The organism is Acidaminobacter sp. QWL-03 (genome assembly GCF_058683855.1).
The window spans coordinates 1,406,782-1,424,687 of sequence record NZ_CM178752.1 but is presented as its reverse complement, the minus strand read 5'-3'; the positions used below and the strand labels follow the sequence as shown (position 1 = coordinate 1,424,687).

Sequence of the window (17,906 nt, the reverse complement as noted above, 5' to 3'; positions counted from 1 at the left end):
AGGTGTGCCATGGAAGTTCAAAAAAGTAGACTGCCGCGCTTTATGATCGTCGGGACAGGCAGCGGCTCCGGAAAGACAACAGTCACCTGCGCCGTAATGAAGGCTATGCAGCTGAGGGGCAACCGCGTCGCCGGCTTTAAATGCGGCCCTGATTTTATTGATCCAATGTTTCATACAAGTGTGATTGGCGTTAAATCACGCAACCTCGATATATTTTTAAGCGGGGAGGAGGGGGTTCGTTTCCTTTTCGCCAGGTCAGCACGGGATGCGGACCTATCAATTATAGAGGGCGTTATGGGGATGTATGATGGCGTCAGCATGACCTCGGATGAGGCATCGTCGAATCATCTCGCCAGGCTGACAGGAACGCCTGAAATCCTGGTTGTGGAAGTAGACGGAATGGCGCTTTCCCTCGCGGCGCTGATCCAGGGCTATTTGAATTTCAGACCCAATCTGATCCAGGGGGTCATTTTGAATCAGTGCTCAGAGGGTTTGTATGCGTATTACAAAGATATGATCGAGTCTCAGCTTGGCATCCGGGTTTATGGTTATTTGCCGATGGTTGAGGAAGCGACCATCGGCAGCAGGCACTTAGGTCTTGTCACAGCGGACGAAATCGCGGATCTGCAGAACAAAATTCAAAGACTCGCTGAAGCCGCGGAGCGCTCTATAGACCTGGATGGATTGACCGAACTCGCAAACGTAGCAGAGGCAATGGAATGGACGGATTTATGGCAGTCTGTTCGAAGGCCCTCTGACTCCAAAATCAGAATTGGCGTGGCCAGGGATAAAGCATTTTGCTTTTTCTATCAGGACAATCTCGATCTGTTGGAAGCCCTTGGCGCGGAACTCGCTTTTTTCTCGCCGCTGGAGGATTCTGAGCTGCCTGAGGACCTGCAGGGACTGATTCTTTATGGCGGATATCCTGAGCTTTATGGGGAACAGTTATCTCGCAATACCTCCATGCTGGAGAGCATAAGGCGTGCTGTTCAAAATCATCTGCCAACACTGGCGGAGTGCGGCGGCTTTATGTATCTGCTTGAGACCATGGAAGACGCTGAAGGCCAGCGACACGCCGTGGTGGGGGCGATTGAGGGCGAATCCAAAATGCTGAATCATCTGGTTCGTTTTGGCTACGCTAAAATGAAGGCGCTGAAGGATAATCTCCTGTGTGAGACCGGTGCTGAAATTCCTGTCCACGAGTTTCATTATTCGGACAGCGATCACAACGGCGACGGGTTTTTCGTCGAAAAGAAGCAGCGCAGCTGGCACTGTGTGAACCTCTCGGAGACTTTGTTTGCCGGCTATCCTCATCTGCATTATGGCAGCCGCCCAGAGCTGATGGTGAGGTTTTTGGAATTCTGCACGGACAAAAAATAATAAAGGGACGGCGCAAGGTGCCTGAGGCAGTCAGTTTTGACCGACTGCCCACACCCTGCTCCGACCCTTTTTCATTCTATGAATTCTTCAAATGATATTGAGCGTTTCAACGTAGGTCCGTATGCGTCTGAAGGCTTCGCGAAGCATGTTCTCCGAGCCGGCAAAGACCAGCCTGAGATAGCCTTCTCCCATGGCGCCAAAGGCAGAGCCTGGTACAGTGAGGACTCTGGCGTGGTGAATCAGATCTTCAGCGAATGCCTGGGAGGATTTGCCGAAGGCTTTGATGTTGACGAAGGCGTAAAAGGTGCCGGTTATGGTGTGGCAGGTGATCCCGGGGATTGATGCCAGCTCTTCCAGAACGAGATTGCGATTCGCTGTGTACTGGGCGCGCATCTCGCTGATGTCGAGATCCCCTTTTTCAATGGCTTCCGCTGCAGCGGCCTGGATAAACTCAGGCAGACAGGATGCAATGCCTTCCTGAAGCTTAGGCATATTGGAAATGATTCGAGGATCGCCCACGACGTACCCAATGCGCCAGCCGGTCATGGCATAGGTCTTTGAAAAACTGTTGACGATCAGGATATTTTCGCGGATGCGGTCGAATTCGGCAAGGCTGTGATGGCGGGCGTCATCATAGACAATCGTCTCATATACTTCATCTGACACCACGAACAGGTCGTGACGCTCTACAACTTCCGCGATTTTTTTCATGCCCTCAAAGGGGATGACTGCCCCCAAAGGATTGCTTGGAGAGTTTAAGATCATAGCTTTGGTTTTTTCGGTGATGGCGGCCTCGATATCCTCCGCCTGAATGCAAAACTGGTTTTTCTCATAGACCGGTACCGGGACCGGGATCCCGCCGAGGAGGCGAATCTGACCTGCATAATTTGGATAACCCGGATCAGGGATTAATACCTCATCCCCGGGATTGACAACACAGATAAGTGAGAGCAAAATGGCCTCCATACCGCCAAAGGCAACCATGACGTGATCCTCTGTGTGAGGGACATTCAACTGTATTGAGTACTTTTCAGCAATGGCTTTTCTAAGTGACAGGATGCCAGCGTTACCCACGTAGTGAGTTTTATTTTCGTCCATGGCTTTTTTTGCCGCGTCTTTAATGAAGACGGGCGTATCAAAGACAGGTTCGCCGACGGTCAGACTAATAACGTCCTCGTATTGAGCGGCGAGTTCAAACATCTTTCTGATTCCGGATGCTGGGTAATGCTGGACGACTTCTGACAGGGTTTTCAAAGGGGATCGCCTCCAGTTGGGGGAATAGTGTGCAGTGTCAGCTGTTAAGGAAAGTGGATTCAAGCAGGAAACAGCGGATAAATGCAACGTTCTCTTTTTAGGATTTTTATGCTTTGTGATGCATAGTAGGCTGTTAAGCGTAAAATCCTTAAAATTCTGATCATTGATCCGGTGACTCTACGTGAATTTCGTGGAAACACAATGGGTTTTACAACAGTATTTAATGTGTACTAAGACCATTCTACGCTTTTCTGGAGGCTTAGACAATTTGATTTCACACGATTCTCAAATTTCTTTTCTAAACAGCATTTGTAATTGAATCTAAATAGATGTATCATTAAAAAAACTATGTCGATGAGCAACAAAAACGGTTGCAATTTGCTGAGGTCTTTTGTAAAATAGTAAATAAATATACAGGCGTGCGCATAATTAAGATTGGCGTGCCGAAATACTCAGGAGGTAAATCATGCCAAAACGTACTGACATTGAAAGCATTTTGATCATTGGCTCAGGCCCGATTTTGATCGGACAAGCCGGAGAATTCGACTATTCAGGGACTCAAGCCTGTAAAGCGCTCAGAAACCTCGGATATAAAATCATTCTGGTGAACTCAAACCCAGCGACTATTATGACAGATCCTGAAACCGCAGATGTGACTTATATTGAGCCGCTGAATGTAAAGCGCCTGACAGAGATCATCGAGAAAGAACGCCCGGATGCGGTGCTTCCTAACCTCGGTGGGCAGTCGGCGCTCAACTTGTGCTCGGAGCTCAGTGCGCAAGGTATTCTTGAGAAGTACGGCGTCAAGGTCATTGGCGTTCAGATTGACGCGATTGAACGCGGTGAAGACCGAATTGCATTCAAAGAGGCTATGAACCGACTTGGTATTGATATGCCTCGCAGCATGCCGGCTTATACGGTTGAAGAAGCAGAGCAAATCGCTCATGAGCTCGGCTATCCGGTCGTCATTCGACCTGCATACACCATGGGCGGCACCGGAGGCGGTCTGGTCTACAATATCGAAGAACTCAGAACCATTGCGAACCGAGGCATCGCGGCCAGTATGGTGGGTCAGATTCTCGTCGAGGAGTCCGTGCTGGGATGGGAGGAGCTTGAGCTCGAAGTCGTACGTGACGCCAAGAATCAAATGATTACGGTCTGTTTCATTGAGAATATCGATGCAGTTGGTGTGCACACGGGCGACTCCTTCTGCTCAGCGCCTATGCTGACGATCAGCGAGGATCTTCAGAAGCGCCTTCAGGTGGCGGCTTACAAAGTCGTCCAGGAGATTGAGGTTATTGGCGGCACTAACGTTCAGTTCGCTTACGATCCTAAGACGGAGCGTTTCGTTATCATTGAGATCAATCCTAGGACGTCGCGATCATCGGCGCTCGCTTCCAAGGCGACGGGCTTCCCAATCGCGCTCATTTCTGCGATGCTTGCCGCGGGTCTGACCCTGGATGAGATTCCATACTGGAGAAAAGGGACCCTGGATCAATACGAGCCATATGGTGATTATGTCGTCATCAAATTCGCTCGATGGGCGTTTGAAAAATTCCCTGGTGCCATTGACAAACTCGGCACTCAGATGCGCGCGGTTGGGGAAGTTATGAGCATCGGCAAAAACTATAAGGAAGCCATGCAGAAGGCCATTCGATCCCTTGAAATTGGCCGCTATGGGCTGGGCTACGCAAAGAACTTCAACGAGCTGAGCCTGGACGTGCTGATGTCCATGCTGGCTGAACCGTCCAGCGAGCGTCAGTTTATCCTTTACGAAGCGATTCGAAAAGGCGCGGACATAGAGGAGCTGTACAAGAAGACGTATATCAAGCCTTATTTCCTTCAGCAGATGAAGGAGCTGGTGGTGCTTGAGGAAGAGGTTCTGACTTACAAGGGCAGCAAACTGCCGGATGAGCTCCTGAAACGGGCAAAATTGGATGGCTTCGCGGACCGTTACCTGGCGATGCTGATTGGCGTGCCTGAGGCGGATATTCGCGAGCAGAGAAAAGCGATTGGCGTCGTTGAGGGCTGGGAAGCGGTTCCGGTCAGCGGCGTAGAAAACGCGTCCTATTATTTCTCCACCTACAACGCGCCAGATCAGACGACGGCCAGCGACCGCAAGAAGGTCATGGTTCTCGGCGGCGGCCCGAACCGCATTGGTCAGGGCATTGAGTTTGACTACTGCTGCGTCCATACGGCCTTCGCGCTGCGTGACCTGGGGTATGAGACGGTTATTGTCAACTGTAACCCTGAGACAGTATCGACGGACTACGATACGTCAGATAAGCTCTACTTTGAGCCGCTGACGGTTGAAGACGTGCTCAGCATCTACGAGAAGGAAAAGCCGCTGGGTGTCATTGTCCAGTTTGGGGGTCAGACGCCGCTTAACATTGCAGGGGAGCTTGAGAAGGCAGGGGTCAAAATCATTGGCACGACGCCTGCTACTATTGACCTGGCGGAAGACCGCGACCAGTTTAAAAAGATTATGGAAGAGCTTGAAATTCCAATGCCGGAAGCGGGCATGGCGGTAACTGTGGAAGAGGCCTTGGAAGTGGCTGGCGGGATTGGTTACCCGGTCATGGCGCGCCCATCTTACGTTCTTGGCGGTCGAGGCATGGAAGTGGTTTATACAGAAGAGCAAATGAAGAGCTACATGGAAGCGGCTGTGGGCATTACCAAGGAGCGTCCGGTTCTGATCGACCGATTCCTCAACAACGCCCTTGAAGCTGAAGCGGACGCCATTGCGGACGGCAAGGATGCCTTTGTGCCGGCTGTCATGGAGCATATAGAGCAGGCGGGGATCCACTCTGGCGACTCAGCGTGTGTCATTCCTCCAATGACCATTTCTCAGAAGAACCTGGACACGATTGTTGAGTATACGAAGAAAATTGCCAAGTCCCTTAATGTTATTGGTCTCATGAATATGCAGTACGCGATCGCTGATGACAAGGTTTATGTTCTTGAAGCGAACCCGCGTGCATCCAGAACGGTACCGCTCGTTTCGAAGATCTGCAATATTCCTATGGCGAAAATTGCGGTTGAGCTCATGATGGCCAACTTCACCGGCGCCGAGTCCAGCGTCAAGGATCTGAAAACAAGCGAAATCCCTCACTTCGGCGTCAAAGAAGCGGTGTTCCCGTTCAATATGTTCCCTGAAGTTGACCCGGTACTCGGCCCTGAAATGCGTTCCACGGGCGAAGTCCTTGGTATGGCGGACAATTTTGGCATGGCATACTTCAAGGGTTATGAAGCGACGAACCTGATGCTTCCAACGCAGGGCTGCGTTCTGATCAGCGTCAATGACAAGGATAAAGTGGATGCCATTGAGGTCGCCAAGGCCTTCATTGAGATTGGTTTTACGGTGAAAGCGACCAGCGGCACTAAGGCGTTCCTCGCCCAGCACGGGATCGAGTCCGAGCTGATCTACAAGATGAGTGATGGTCGCCCAAACATTGCGGACGGCATTGCCAACAAGGAAATCCAGATCATCATCAATACGCCGGCTTCCAAGGTTAGCCAGATTGATGACTCCTATGTCAGAAAGTCAGCAATCAAGCACAAGGTGCCATATGTGACGACGCTGACGGCCGGCATGGCCTGCGCGAAGGGCATAGCAGCCTTCAAAGCAAATGGCGCGGGAGGCTACAAGCTCAAGTCGCTGCAGGAGTATCACGCGGACATCAAGTAGTTGGGGAAGCGGACAGGTTTTGAATTGGGGACGCGGACGGTAATGAAATTGCAACACTAAAACATTTAAATGTTCATTATTGATAATAAATACAAAGAAAGCAGGGGATTGAATGCCCCTGCTTTTTTCATGGTGCTGAATTTCGGTTGAAGTCAAGGAAGCAGCTAAAATGGAAGAATTCAAGCCATTGATGTGACTTAAGTCATTATTTTTTATTATTATGAAAGTATTAATGATGACTTAAGTTTAATATTGAATAATTGACAATAGTGTGCATCGTATAGTATAATAAGATCATAAGGAGGCGGTCAAAGTGACGCAAAATGATGCGATTCAAAATCTGATGCAGGAACTTCGCCGTGGAACCCTGGTCATTGGGGTGCTCAGCCAGCTACACGCGCCGGAATACGGCTACTCGCTGGTTCAAAAGCTCAACGACAATGGCATGACTATAGATCAGGGCACTTTGTATCCTCTGCTTCGACGGCTGGAAAAGCAATCCTTGCTCGAAAGCAACTGGGAGGTTGAGGATCCAAGACCGAGACGATATTATCAGCTCAGCGATTCGGGTCGTGAGGCCCTTGAAGCCCTAAAAACAGAATGGAACGAGCTTGTCAAAACCATGAATCTTATGCTTTCACTTGAAAATGAGGAGGCGTCAAAATGATGACTTGGATGGACCGATACCTCTATGCTGTGACGCGAAGACTCCCTAAATCCATGAGAGAGGACATTGAGCGGGAGCTGCGCTCAAATCTGATGGATGCCTTGGAAGAACGGTTGGAAGGCCGCGACGCCACGGAGCAGGATGTACTTGAGCTGCTTAACGAATTTGGAGATCCTGAAAAAGTCGCGGCCGAATACATGCCGCAAAAGCGCTATCTGATTGGCCCGGAACTGATCGATTTATATTGGATGATTCTTAAAATTGTTGGTGCTGCCGTAGGTTTTGGGTTAACCATTGCGCTGGTCATATCGGCCTTGCAAGGGGATCCAACTGAGAAGGGACTAATAGAAATCATCATAAGCTACTTCGGAACCCTTTGGTCAGCAGCTATAAGTCTGGTCGGAACTATCACCATTATCTTTGCAGTGATTCAATATACGACTGCGGGTCAGGAATTCAGCCATTCAAAGGCCGCAGAAGAACTGCGCCAAGCGGGCAGGGAAATTGAAGGGGCGTTTAGGGAAACAGAAGCCCCACGTGAAGGAAAATCCAAACAGGCCAAAGTAAAACAGGCAAAAACCTGGTCTGCGGACCAGCTCCCCGTCGTACCTGCTTCCACTGACCGCGTCAGCATTTCTGACAGTGTTGTATCTCTGGTTTTCATAGGCCTTGCTTTGTTGGTCTTCAACGTTTATCCGGATAAAATTGGCGCTTATTTCTTTGATGACGCCGCTGCAAAATGGGTGGGCATTCCACTGTTCAACGTCGCCATTCTCAGCGCTTATGTGATGTTTTACAACTTTGTCTGGATCCTGGAGGCTCTGCTGCACGTGAGACTGATTCAAAAAGGCCGCTGGGGATTCGCAGAGCGCTTGGTCAAGATTCTTGTCAGCCTTTTGGGACTGGGCATCTTTATAGCTTTGATCCAGAATCCCGCTGTGTTTAATACGGAAGGCATTAAAACGGCCTTGGTTCAATATGGCGTCGATCTGTCAGGACTTACGAAGCTTGGTATGCTGAATCTGAAGATTTTAATGGTCATTGTCATTCTGGGGACGGCGGTGGAAGTCATCAAACAGGCGTATTACGCTGTTAAATCCAAGGTGGTGTGATCCGCGAGAGTGCTCGGCGAGCGGGATGAACGATTTCGAGACACTTCAAAATAAAAAGAAGCCGCGGCGTATGGAAGGTGACCTGAAAACACCTTGTATACGCCGCGGCTTCTTTTGTCGTGTTTTGAATTAAGTCGTCTGCTTGACGGCTTTTTTTTCGTTCAGCGCCGCTTCAATCTGTGCATGGACTCTCTGGCTAAGAGCTATGGAATCCTTATGGTCGCCTTCCTGAAGCTCGACAGGAGGCAGGATCTGAATTTCCACTTCTGCCGGGTGGATGCTGATGCTGCCTTTTTTCATGATATCCTTCGCGTTGTGCAGTACGATAGGCACAATGTGAGCCCCGGATTTGACAGCGAGCCGCATGCCGCCCGGTTTGAACTCAGAAAGCTCACCCGTCAGGCTGCGGGTCCCCTCGGGAAAGAGTACCAGATTATATCCGGCCTTTAAAACCTCAATGCCCTCATTGATTACCTTGATAGCTTGCCGCACGTCATCACGATTCATGAAGATGCAGTGCATGTACTTCATCCACTCATTGACGATCCTGAATTTCAGCATTTCGATCTTCGCAACAAAACCAAGGTCTGCAGGGACGTAACCCAAAATCAGTGGAATGTCAAAGTGCGACTGATGATTCGAGACGAAGAGGATGGCGCCGTTGGCAGGAAGGTTGTCGGCACCGGTGACGGTGACCTTGCTTCCTGTTTTTCTAACGAGATTCTGGGACCAGATTCGGGCACGCTTGAAGGCCATTTGATCCAGAGCTTCAGTTTCACCCGCAGCCTCCAGCTTTCTGGCTTTTGACAGTTCAGGCAGCGTTTCAAGCAGCGATATTCCAAAATAGAGATACCATATTAATGTTCTCATAGAATCGACCTTTCGTTGAGATCATGAATGCCCGTGTAGCTTTCAAATTCAGAAAGCCATGTCAACAGGCGAAGCATGACAGGGAGTGCCGGTGTACGAAGAAAAATCCAGCCTAAGATTAAATATACCCGTTTCTGCCAATGTAAACAAGAGGAACCTTGTTCGAATAAGCGGAATTAATGCTATACCATTAATGCTAAACCTTAATGCCAGAGAAGTTTGCCGATGGTCACTTTGAGAAACATTCTCGCAAGCTCTGGCACCAAAACAAACTCTGTCCGCGTCACCAACTCAAATTCTGTCCGCGTCACTCAAGAAAAAATTAGCGTAGGACGTTTGAAAATATCACATGTGAGGTATATAATGTAAATGCAAATGCGAATGATTCGCAACTAAAAAAGCCATTTAACAGAAACGAGGGAGACCAAATGACAAACCTTATAAAATCGCGCCTGGCAACAGGCATAATCCTTCTGACGGCCTTGATTTTCACTGCCTGTGGAACATCTGAGCCTGAAGCTTCAGCAGGGGTACCGGCACCCGAAACACCTGAAGTATCAGAGTCTGCCGAAAAGCCCAAATTGGTTGCAACGCTGTTCCCGCAGTATGATTTTATCAGAGTGATCGCCGGGGATTTGGTCGAGGTGTCACTGCTTTTACCGCCAGGCGTGGAATCCCATTCCTATGAGCCGACCCCAAAGGATATCGCGGGGATCATGGAAGCAGACGCTTTTCTTTACACCGGCGAGGTCATGGAACCCTGGGCTGCCAAAATAATTGGTAATTTAAATGGGACAGAGGTTAAAATAGTTGACTTGAGTAAGGACATCACACTTTTAGCCGCAACTGAAGAGGACGACGCACACGAAGGTGAAGCAGAGGGGGACGACGCCCATGAAGAGGGCGCCTATGATCCCCATATCTGGCTGGATCCCAACAACGCCAAAATCATGGTGACTACACTGCTGGAAACCTTGATTGAAATTGAACCGGAAAACGAAGCCATCTTTAGAGAAAATGCTGAAGCTTACCTGGCGGAACTGACCGCTCTCGACCTGGCGTTCAAGGATCTGTTCGCGAAATCTGAAACGCAGACTATTTATTACGGCGGACATTTCGTCTTTGGTTATTTCGCGAAAGCCTACGGACTCACCACTGTGTCGCCCTATGACGGATTTTCCCCGGATGCGGAACCGACACCCAAAAGAATCGCGGATCTGATCGACGCTATGGATCAGGCGAAATTTAAGGTTATCTATTATGAAGAGCTTGTTGATCCGAAGATTGCAAGGTTAGTCTCCCAGGAAACCGGCGCTGAAATGGTCCTGCTCCACGGCGCACACAATCTCTCGAAGGAAGAACTGGAAAGCGGCGTAGGCTACCTGGAGCTCATGCAGCAGAATCTTGAAAAATTGAAGTTGGGGATGGGATACAGTGAATAATCCTGACATAGTCAACCATAATAACGTACAATCTTTAAACGCTGAACAACCCCTGAAATCAGGTCATCTCAAAAGCATCATCCTCAGAGCGGACAATATCACACTGAAGTATGGCAGGCACGAGGTCCTGACGGACGCGAGCTTTACCGTTGAAGCAGGGGATTATATCGGTATCGTCGGGCCAAACGGCTCCGGTAAAACTTCGCTGATGAAAGCCATGTTGGGACTCATCACTCCCTCCAGCGGGAAGTTTTCCTACGCCGGCGAGGTCAGAGACAACCGGTTCATCGGCTATCTGCCGCAGAAAGTCATCAGCGGTGATCCGTTGTTTCCAGCGAAAGTACGGGAGGTCGTCGCCATGGGACTCCTGTCCTCCAAGCGTTTTCCAAAGCATCTGAGCCTGGAGGATTACAAAAAAGTGGATGAGATTCTCAGCCGCTTAAAGATTGGGAACCTGGCCGAGAAAAAAATTGGCAATCTGTCCGGGGGACAGCAGCAGCGCGTACTGCTCGCCAGGGCGCTTGTATCGTCGCCGCGGCTGCTGATTCTGGACGAACCGACCAGCGCCCTGGACCCCAAAGTACGGGAGAACTTTTACAGCATCCTGAAAGAACTCAACGAGCAGGACGGGGTCACCATACTTTTGGTCTCCCACGATATAGGCTCCATAGGCCAATACACCAAAAAAATGCTCTACCTGGACAGGACGGTGGTCTTCTTCGGGACCTATGAGGATTTTTGTCATTCCCAGGACATGACCCATTACTTTGGGCCGCTGTCCCAGCACAAGTTCTGCTGGCAGCATGATGACCTGCAGGAGTCGGCTGAGGCGAAGCCGACCTTTCACTTTCACGCGCCACACATTCATGTAGACCACGTTCACGCCCATGGCCAATCGATGGATCATAGCCATGAGAGCGATGAGGGTTATCCAGAAGACCCACAAGCGGAACCGTGGAATGTAGCGTCGAAGGCATCATCGGCAACTAAAACGGGCTCCTCTGACAAGGAGGCGCGGCCATGATGACCTTTATCGATTCTATCCAGCAGGCCATCCAATACGACTTCATCCTCAAAGCACTTCTGGTCGGATCACTGATCGCCATCAGCGCCTCGGTGCTGGGCCTCTTTCTGGTCCTGAAAAAGTATTCCATGATTGGCGACGGCCTGGCACACGTCAGCTTCGCCACGGTGGCCATAGCCCTCTGGCTGTCCGCCTCGCCGCTGGTGGTTTCCATTCCCATAGTGATCCTCGCCTCGTTTTTCATCCTGAAGCTGAGCGAAAAGGCCAGCATGCACGGCGACGCAGCCATCAGCCTGGTATCCTCCTTTTCCATCGCCATGGCCGTCTTGATTGCCAGCGTGGCCAAGGGTTTCAATGTCGACCTGATGAGTTATCTCTTCGGCAGCATCCTGGTCATCAGCAACTTTGATGTGGCAATCTCCGCGGCGCTGTCCCTGGTCGTCATTGTCACCGTCATGTTTTTCTATCACGACCTGTTCGCCGTCACTTTCGATGAGGAATATGCCCAAGCTGTGGGCATGAACACGAAATTTTACAACTATCTGCTGGCTGTGCTGACCTCAATCACCATTGCCCTAGGCATCCGAATTGTGGGCACCATGCTGATCTCCAGCCTGATTGTCTTTCCGACCGTCACCGCCCTGCAAGTGTCGAGGGGCTTCAGAATGACCATTCTCATAGCGACGGTGATCTCGGTGGTCTGCGTCGTGCTGGGGGTGTTCCTCTCCTTTGCCTACAATCTGCCTACCGGCGCGGTTATTGTTCTCATGAACGCCATTGCCTTCGCCCTGGCCTTACTGATCAAAGCCTTGCGGCGCTGATCAGAGTGCGTGAGAAGAGGTGAAACTAGATGAAACCAAACAATGATAGTGGAAGCAAGCGTGTGAAAGCTGTGGCGGGGGCTGGTCAGGGAACCATCGGCAGTAGCTCTGGGAATAAAGAGATGCTGGAAAGCTGCGGCATTAAATTGACCCGCCAGCGCCTGGACCTCTTAGAGCAGTTAAAGAAAGCCGATGGTCCCATAACCGCCGAGCAGCTCTTCCTGAACCTTCGGGAGGAGGCCGCCGCGATCAGCCTTTCCACGGTCTACAGAATTCTGGACGCCTTTGAACTGAAGGGGCTCGTTGAAAAAGTCGTCAGCGCAGACGAGAACAAGGCAGTTTATGAGCTCAACCGTCACGAGCACGGACATCACCTCATTTGCACCCGGTGCAAGGTCAGAATGACCATTACCGGCTGCCCGCTGGCCGGCTATGAAGATGCTTTGGCCAGATCCACGAACTATAGAATTACAGGTCACAGACTGGAAGTATACGGCTTGTGCCCAAAGTGCCAGTCTGAGCTCTGCGTGCTGTAAACTGCAGCCGAGAGCCTCCCCATGGAAAGGTGGAGATAAATTGAAAAAGCTGATTACCGCTGTGGCAACCTTTTTTGTGCTGGTCATGCTGAGCCTGGCCGTGGATCAGGTCTTGACCTGGGGGCGGCTTCTGGACGGTATTGTGGACTGGCTGGACCTCGTGCTTTACGCAGTCCTGGGGATATTGTTCCTCGTTTATGTGCTGCTGCCCATTTTGCGCTGGCAAGCGTATCCAACGCCGGAGACTCTCAGTGTCAGCATGCGGGGGACGCTGAAGCAAAAGCGAAAGCTGCTGAAGCAGGTCAGACGTCATTTGACGGACGATGCTCAACGTTCTGAAGCGGACGCGCTGCTAAAAAGTGAGGACGAGCAGGCAGTTCAGGCGTATCTGGAAGCCTACTACAGGAAACGAAGCGCGGAGGCCAAGACCGCCGCTGCCGCTTCCGCGACCCAGTGCTTTGCCGTCGTTGCGGCCAACCAGAATTCTGTTCTGGACGCGGTTATGATTTTGATCTTCAACATCAGCATGATCCACAAGATCTATACATCCTTCAGGATGCGGGACTCGTTCCTCAACATAGCGCGTTACTACAGAAGCACTGTCCTTCAGGCTTCCGTGACCGGGTTATTCGAAAGTCTGGATGATGAAATCGTCGAGATTCTCAGCAGCCGCAGCCTTGAACTGACGAGAAAGATCCCGTTTGCGGATGTTATCATGTCCTCGATTCTTCAAGGCTTTGCCAATGGTTACATGACCTACTACTATGGCTATCTTTCCATCCTCTCGTTTGAGCGGACCCTTTACAATACCGGCGAAAGCGATGTGGACCTGAGACGCAAGGCGCGCCGCGACACGCGCAGCTTCATGCTGTCCATGGTGGGCAAGCCCCTGGACCAGCTGGCGAAGAAGATGAAGCCGTCCTTTGGAACTTTCTTTAACTTTGGCCGCAAGGCGGCTGAGGATGTGGAAGGGGAGCCGGAGGTTTAGAAAAAAATGGAAGGAAGTTGGTGTCAGACACCAACTTCCTTATCTAAAAAAGGTTGGAAGAGGGTGTCTGACACCCTCTTCCAACCCCCGCCTTCCAAGCAAAGAAACCCGCAGCGGCGCCCGCTGCGGGTTTCTTCATAAGGCTCTTAAAACGCGTCCACAAACAAGTGATGATACTTCTCTTCGTTCTCCGGCGTCATTTCAACAAATTTAGTGTGATCTGCCTGACAAATCGGGCAGAAGGCAGGGGGCTCGTCCCCTTTATGGCGATAGCCGCAGACGGTGCAAAGATATTCCATGGTTTAGCCCTCCCGGTGCAGTATTTTGCGGTCGCTGAACCCTTGGGTACAGCAGCGACCCTACTCTTATTCTAAGATATTTACGAGGCTGTGCCAATGGGGGCTTTCGCAACCATCGGCAGAAATTCTTGTTGATGGGTCTCAAGCGCTTTTGTCCGTCTTCTCAGCAACCGGCTTTGAACGCGTATTGACGCTCTGAACCAGGATGACCCCCGACAGAATGACGACCATAGACAACAAAATGCTCGGCGTGACAGGCTCGTTTAGGACCAGCCAGCCCAGGAGCACCGCGATCACGGGATTGATATAGGCATAAGTGCTGGCCCTTGAAAGGGGCCATTGCTGGATGATGTAGATGAAGGCGCTGTAGGCCAGGATGGAGCCAAAAAAGACCAGGTAAAAGAGTGCCAGCAGACTTGATGTGGAAACCTGAAGGGTATGATTCTCGCCGGACAGAAAACTGGCGATCATTATCCCTATGCCTGCGATCAGCATCTGCAGGCCGATTTGAACCACCACATGACACTGGGGCTTGACCGTTCTGGAGTAAATGGTGCCGACGCACCACAGGGTCACGGCAGCCAGAACCAGGGCCACACCCCGGGGATCAAGACTCATCTCACCACCGCCGGACACGATGAGAAGTCCAACACCGCCAAAACCAATCACCAGGCCAAGCCAGATCCGCCAGTCCGTCTTTCGCATCTCGGGGTAGACGGCCATTTGAAACAGGGCCATGAGCAAGGGGGAGGAAGCGACAATCAGTGAGGAGGACCCAGAACTGATGTACCTGGAAGCGAGGCCCACAAAGCCAGTTCCGCCAAAGAGCAGGAGCAGACCGACAATGCCATGCTGAACAACTTCCCTCGCCAGGGTTGGGAACTTATAGCCCCTCACTATGGCAAACCCAAGCATCAAAGTGCCAGCGATCAGGAAGCGCAGGGCAGTGAAAAACAGCGGCGCAATGCCGGTGACGCCAATTTTTATGGCGAGGTAGGTTGAGCCCCAGACGATACAGACCGTCAGATAAGCCAACCAGTTGATAAGTTCTTTATTGCTCGGTTTTGACATGGATGCACGACTCCTCAGGGGGGTGATTCTATAAGAGGTGGGTGCCTTTTGAATGTCGTATTCTAGTACCCTGTAAACACTAAAACTCGACATTCAACAGGTTAAAATTCCGCATTGCTGCGTTGTCGTTATCCGCGATACTGCCTAGTATCGCTACTTCCTCCGCCTTGCACTTCGAAATTTTACCGCAGTTGCATGTTATAGTTTTAGAATTTACAGGGTACCAGCGCCCACAAGAATCTTTTTAATGAAAAACTTATTAGAGTATTATATCATAGAACTGTTAAGACCTGTCATTGTGATCTCATTATTCCGGTGTTTGAGCAGTCAAAATTTTAAAATGCTTTGAAAGTCTTCAAAATAGTCAACTTGGAGAAAAAGTATTTAAGTATTCAAACACCGGAATAATAACTAAGGAGGAAATAAAATGGAAGCTGCAGCATGGACAGAGCATCTCAGCCAATTGGCAGCGCAACTGAACCAACTTGGTGTCGTTTGGGCTGCGGGCGCTTCATCGGTCTTATACGAGCATGGACTCACGTCGACCGTGAACGATCTCGACATCCTGGTACAGCTGGAGGACGCCGCGAAGCTGGACGCGTATCTGGAGCCCTTCGCTGCAAAGCCGCCGGAGCAGGATCATCCTAAATACAAAACGGCGTTTTTTAGGGAGTACCAGGTGAACGGCGTAGAAATCGATTTGATTGCTGGTTTTGCCATTGCCCACGATCAGGGGGTTTACCACTATCAGTTCGATCATGATGCCATCGACCGGGTCGCCATTTTGAACGGTGTCGGGGTGCCTATGGCAGCTCTGGAGGATTGGTATGTCCTCTATATGCTGATGGACAGAAAAGAAAACAAGGTCGCGCTCATTGAGGATCATTTTGGCGCCAATGGCATAGAAGCGCCCTACAGGCTGGAAAAAGCACTTGAACAGCCTCTGCCGGAAGCTGTCAGAGCCCGTATAGTTGCCCTGCTGAACAATCCTGACATTTCAATGCCGGGGGCATAACCTGGAGAGGAGCCTGTCTATGACGTTTATCTTTGACGGCCACGCAGATATTTGGAGCGATGTGGTGGTGCGACGCAGTCGAGGCGAGACGGAAGTCTTCCGAAACCATCACCTTGAAAAGTTCAAAAAAGGCGGTGTCAGCGGCGGCATTTTCGTCATGTGGATTGATCCGCCTTTTGATCAAAATCCTAAGCAGAGACTCGATGAAATAATCAGAGCGGCTCAGGAAGAAATGGAGGAAGCCTCGGGGCTGCTGCACCTCGTCAGAACTGCTTCAGATTTCGAAGCTGCGGCCGTCCTGGGCAAAATGCCTGTGGTTTGGGGCGTGGAAGGTCTAAGTGGCATAGGAAGCGATCTTGGGGGCCTCGAGAGGCTTTATGATTTGGGCATTCGCCACATGTCACTGACCTGGAATGAGGCGAACCCTCTTGCGACCGGCGTCAGACAGGACCCGGACCGCGGTCTGACAGCCCTGGGTATTAAAGCCGTAAGGCGCATTGAAGACATGGGGATCCTTCTGGACGTCAGTCACCTCAACGAAAAGAGTTTTTGGGAGGTCATGTCGGCAGCGTCTAGGCCGCTGATCGCCTCTCATTCCAATGCCAGGACCCTGTGCGACGCGGCGCGCAACCTTACCGACGAGCAGATCAAAGGGATTGCCTCAACCGGCGGAATCATTGGGATCAACAGCTACAGGGATTTTATAGACCTCGATCCAAAAAAGCAAACCATTGAGCGCTTTGTGGATCACATTGACTACGTTGTGTCGCTGGTAGGTGTGCAGCACGTTGGACTCGGTTATGATTTCTGTGACTATATTGAAGAAAATCTGATCCGTGGCAGCGTGTCGGAACTGTCCAGGACGACTGCGGCGGATACCTTGGGCCTCGAAACCGCTGAAAAGGCTTCCTCGGTATTGAATCACCTGTGTCAGCGCGGTTACGAAGAAAGTGACATTGAGAAAATCGCAGGCGGCAATTTTGTGAGATTGCTTAAGAATTGTCTTAGGGAACAGCGCTGAATTAAAGTTTGCAGCTAAACGGGAAAAAACGGGAGGAAGAAGGTGTCTGCGGCTAATGACTATCGATCCCGCCTTCCAATGGACTGGAGGTTTAAAATGAGACTCATCATCAACCGGGAGCTGATGCTGCGCCCCATTGAACTGCAAGACGCGACGGCCGTTCTGGAGCTGATACTCGCCAACGAACAGCATTTGAAGCAGTGGCTGCCGTGGGTGGTGAAGCCCTTTACCATTCATACGGTTCTCAGCTATATAGAAATGTCAGATCGTAAACGGCTGCAGCAGACTGGCTACGAATTTGTCATTCTACACAACAAAAAAATATGCGGCATCATAGGGCTTCAGCACATTGACTGGGAAAACAGGAAAGCCAACATAGGCTACTGGATTGGAAAAACCTCAGAGGGCAAAGGGCTCATCCTGCGCTCGGCGAACGCGGTCGTCAGAATGGCCTTCGAGGACCTCAAGCTGAACCGCATCGAGATGTTCTGCGCAGAGAAAAATGTAAAGTCCAGGGCGATCCCTGAGCGGCTATCCTTCCGGATTGAAGGCATCCTTCGCCAAAATGAGTGGCTCTATGACCACTATGTCAATCATGTGGTGTATGGGCTGCTGAGGTCAGAATTCAACCAAGTGAAACAGCAGCTAAGCTTTGAGGATGACCTATGACTACCCTGTACTGAAGACTAATTCCAAAACAAACTTCAAAACGAACTTC

The 17,906-nt window shown here is 50.7% G+C and carries 16 protein-coding genes; 12 read left to right on the top strand and 4 right to left on the bottom strand.

All coding sequences use genetic code 11. The features are described from left to right. Positions 1-9 precede the first annotated feature (9 nt). Positions 10-1,380, top strand: coding sequence for a cobyrinic acid a,c-diamide synthase CobB (locus AC4PHM_RS06505; protein ID WP_492020092.1), 1,371 nt, complete (start codon positions 10-12; stop codon positions 1,378-1,380). Positions 1,381-1,467: 87 nt separating this feature from the next. Here AC4PHM_RS06505 and AC4PHM_RS06500 read toward each other — a convergent pair whose 3' ends face one another. Continuing rightward, positions 1,468-2,634 (bottom strand): pyridoxal phosphate-dependent aminotransferase, encoded by a 1,167-nt coding sequence (locus AC4PHM_RS06500; RefSeq protein WP_492020091.1) that lies wholly within the window; start codon positions 2,632-2,634, stop codon positions 1,468-1,470. A gap of 466 nt (positions 2,635-3,100) precedes the next feature. Here AC4PHM_RS06500 and carB point away from each other — a divergent pair, with 466 nt between their 5' ends. The 3 genes from carB (at position 3,101) to AC4PHM_RS06485 (ending at position 8,101) form a co-directional block, all read left to right on the top strand. Continuing rightward, positions 3,101-6,322 (top strand): carbamoyl-phosphate synthase large subunit, encoded by a 3,222-nt coding sequence (gene carB / locus AC4PHM_RS06495; RefSeq protein WP_492020090.1) that lies wholly within the window; start codon positions 3,101-3,103, stop codon positions 6,320-6,322. A gap of 313 nt (positions 6,323-6,635) precedes the next feature. Beyond that, positions 6,636-6,989 carry a PadR family transcriptional regulator gene (locus AC4PHM_RS06490; RefSeq protein WP_492020089.1) on the top strand — a complete coding sequence of 118 codons (354 nt, stop codon included), beginning with the start codon at positions 6,636-6,638 and terminating at the stop codon, positions 6,987-6,989. Then, positions 6,986-8,101: an HAAS signaling domain-containing protein gene (locus AC4PHM_RS06485; RefSeq protein ID WP_492020088.1), complete on the top strand. Its 1,116-nt coding sequence runs from the start codon at positions 6,986-6,988 to the stop codon at positions 8,099-8,101. The genes AC4PHM_RS06490 and AC4PHM_RS06485 overlap by 4 nt, the downstream gene beginning before the upstream one ends. A gap of 129 nt (positions 8,102-8,230) precedes the next feature. Here AC4PHM_RS06485 and AC4PHM_RS06480 read toward each other — a convergent pair whose 3' ends face one another. Further along, the gene (locus AC4PHM_RS06480) at positions 8,231-8,971 is read right to left on the bottom strand and encodes a lysophospholipid acyltransferase family protein (protein ID WP_492020086.1); all 741 of its coding nucleotides are present in this window, start codon (positions 8,969-8,971) and stop codon (positions 8,231-8,233) included. 428 nt (positions 8,972-9,399) lie between these two features. Here AC4PHM_RS06480 and AC4PHM_RS06475 point away from each other — a divergent pair, with 428 nt between their 5' ends. From AC4PHM_RS06475 to AC4PHM_RS06455, 5 genes are read left to right on the top strand one after another with little or no spacing between them, the layout of a single operon-like run. Next, entirely contained in the window at positions 9,400-10,413 is a 1,014-nt protein-coding gene (locus tag AC4PHM_RS06475; RefSeq protein WP_492020085.1) for a metal ABC transporter solute-binding protein, Zn/Mn family, read from the top strand. After that, positions 10,406-11,437 (top strand): metal ABC transporter ATP-binding protein, encoded by a 1,032-nt coding sequence (locus AC4PHM_RS06470; RefSeq protein ID WP_492020084.1) that lies wholly within the window; start codon positions 10,406-10,408, stop codon positions 11,435-11,437. The genes AC4PHM_RS06475 and AC4PHM_RS06470 overlap by 8 nt, the downstream gene beginning before the upstream one ends. Next, positions 11,434-12,258, top strand: a complete 825-nt coding sequence (locus AC4PHM_RS06465) for a metal ABC transporter permease (protein WP_492020082.1) — start codon at positions 11,434-11,436, stop codon at positions 12,256-12,258. Before AC4PHM_RS06470 ends, AC4PHM_RS06465 begins: the two co-directional genes overlap by 4 nt. A 29-nt stretch (positions 12,259-12,287) precedes the next feature. Beyond that, the gene (locus AC4PHM_RS06460) at positions 12,288-12,794 is read left to right on the top strand and encodes a Fur family transcriptional regulator (protein ID WP_492020080.1); all 507 of its coding nucleotides are present in this window, start codon (positions 12,288-12,290) and stop codon (positions 12,792-12,794) included. A gap of 40 nt (positions 12,795-12,834) precedes the next feature. Beyond that, complete coding sequence (locus tag AC4PHM_RS06455; RefSeq protein WP_492020079.1) at positions 12,835-13,782, top strand: DUF697 domain-containing protein; 948 nt, start codon at positions 12,835-12,837, stop codon at positions 13,780-13,782. A 146-nt stretch (positions 13,783-13,928) separates the two neighbouring features. On the opposite strand, the gene AC4PHM_RS06450 is transcribed toward AC4PHM_RS06455, so the two are convergent. Together AC4PHM_RS06450 and AC4PHM_RS06445 are read right to left on the bottom strand one after the other, a co-directional pair. Continuing rightward, positions 13,929-14,081, bottom strand: coding sequence for a rubredoxin-like domain-containing protein (locus AC4PHM_RS06450; RefSeq protein ID WP_330583762.1), 153 nt, complete (start codon positions 14,079-14,081; stop codon positions 13,929-13,931). A gap of 141 nt (positions 14,082-14,222) precedes the next feature. Further along, a complete protein-coding gene (locus AC4PHM_RS06445; RefSeq protein ID WP_492020078.1) occupies positions 14,223-15,152 on the bottom strand; it encodes an EamA family transporter in 930 nt (309 codons plus the stop codon). Between the two features lie 427 nt (positions 15,153-15,579). On the opposite strand from AC4PHM_RS06445, the gene AC4PHM_RS06440 reads away from it, so the two are divergent. The 3 genes from AC4PHM_RS06440 to AC4PHM_RS06430 all read left to right on the top strand — a co-directional run bounded on the left by AC4PHM_RS06440 (position 15,580) and on the right by AC4PHM_RS06430 (position 17,857). Continuing rightward, positions 15,580-16,167 carry a nucleotidyltransferase family protein gene (locus AC4PHM_RS06440; RefSeq protein ID WP_492020077.1) on the top strand — a complete coding sequence of 196 codons (588 nt, stop codon included), beginning with the start codon at positions 15,580-15,582 and terminating at the stop codon, positions 16,165-16,167. 19 nt (positions 16,168-16,186) lie between these two features. Then, positions 16,187-17,188, top strand: a complete 1,002-nt coding sequence (locus AC4PHM_RS06435) for a dipeptidase (RefSeq protein ID WP_492020076.1) — start codon at positions 16,187-16,189, stop codon at positions 17,186-17,188. A gap of 96 nt (positions 17,189-17,284) precedes the next feature. Continuing rightward, the gene (locus AC4PHM_RS06430; protein ID WP_492020075.1) at positions 17,285-17,857 is read left to right on the top strand and encodes a GNAT family N-acetyltransferase; all 573 of its coding nucleotides are present in this window, start codon (positions 17,285-17,287) and stop codon (positions 17,855-17,857) included. Positions 17,858-17,906: the final 49 nt, after the last annotated feature.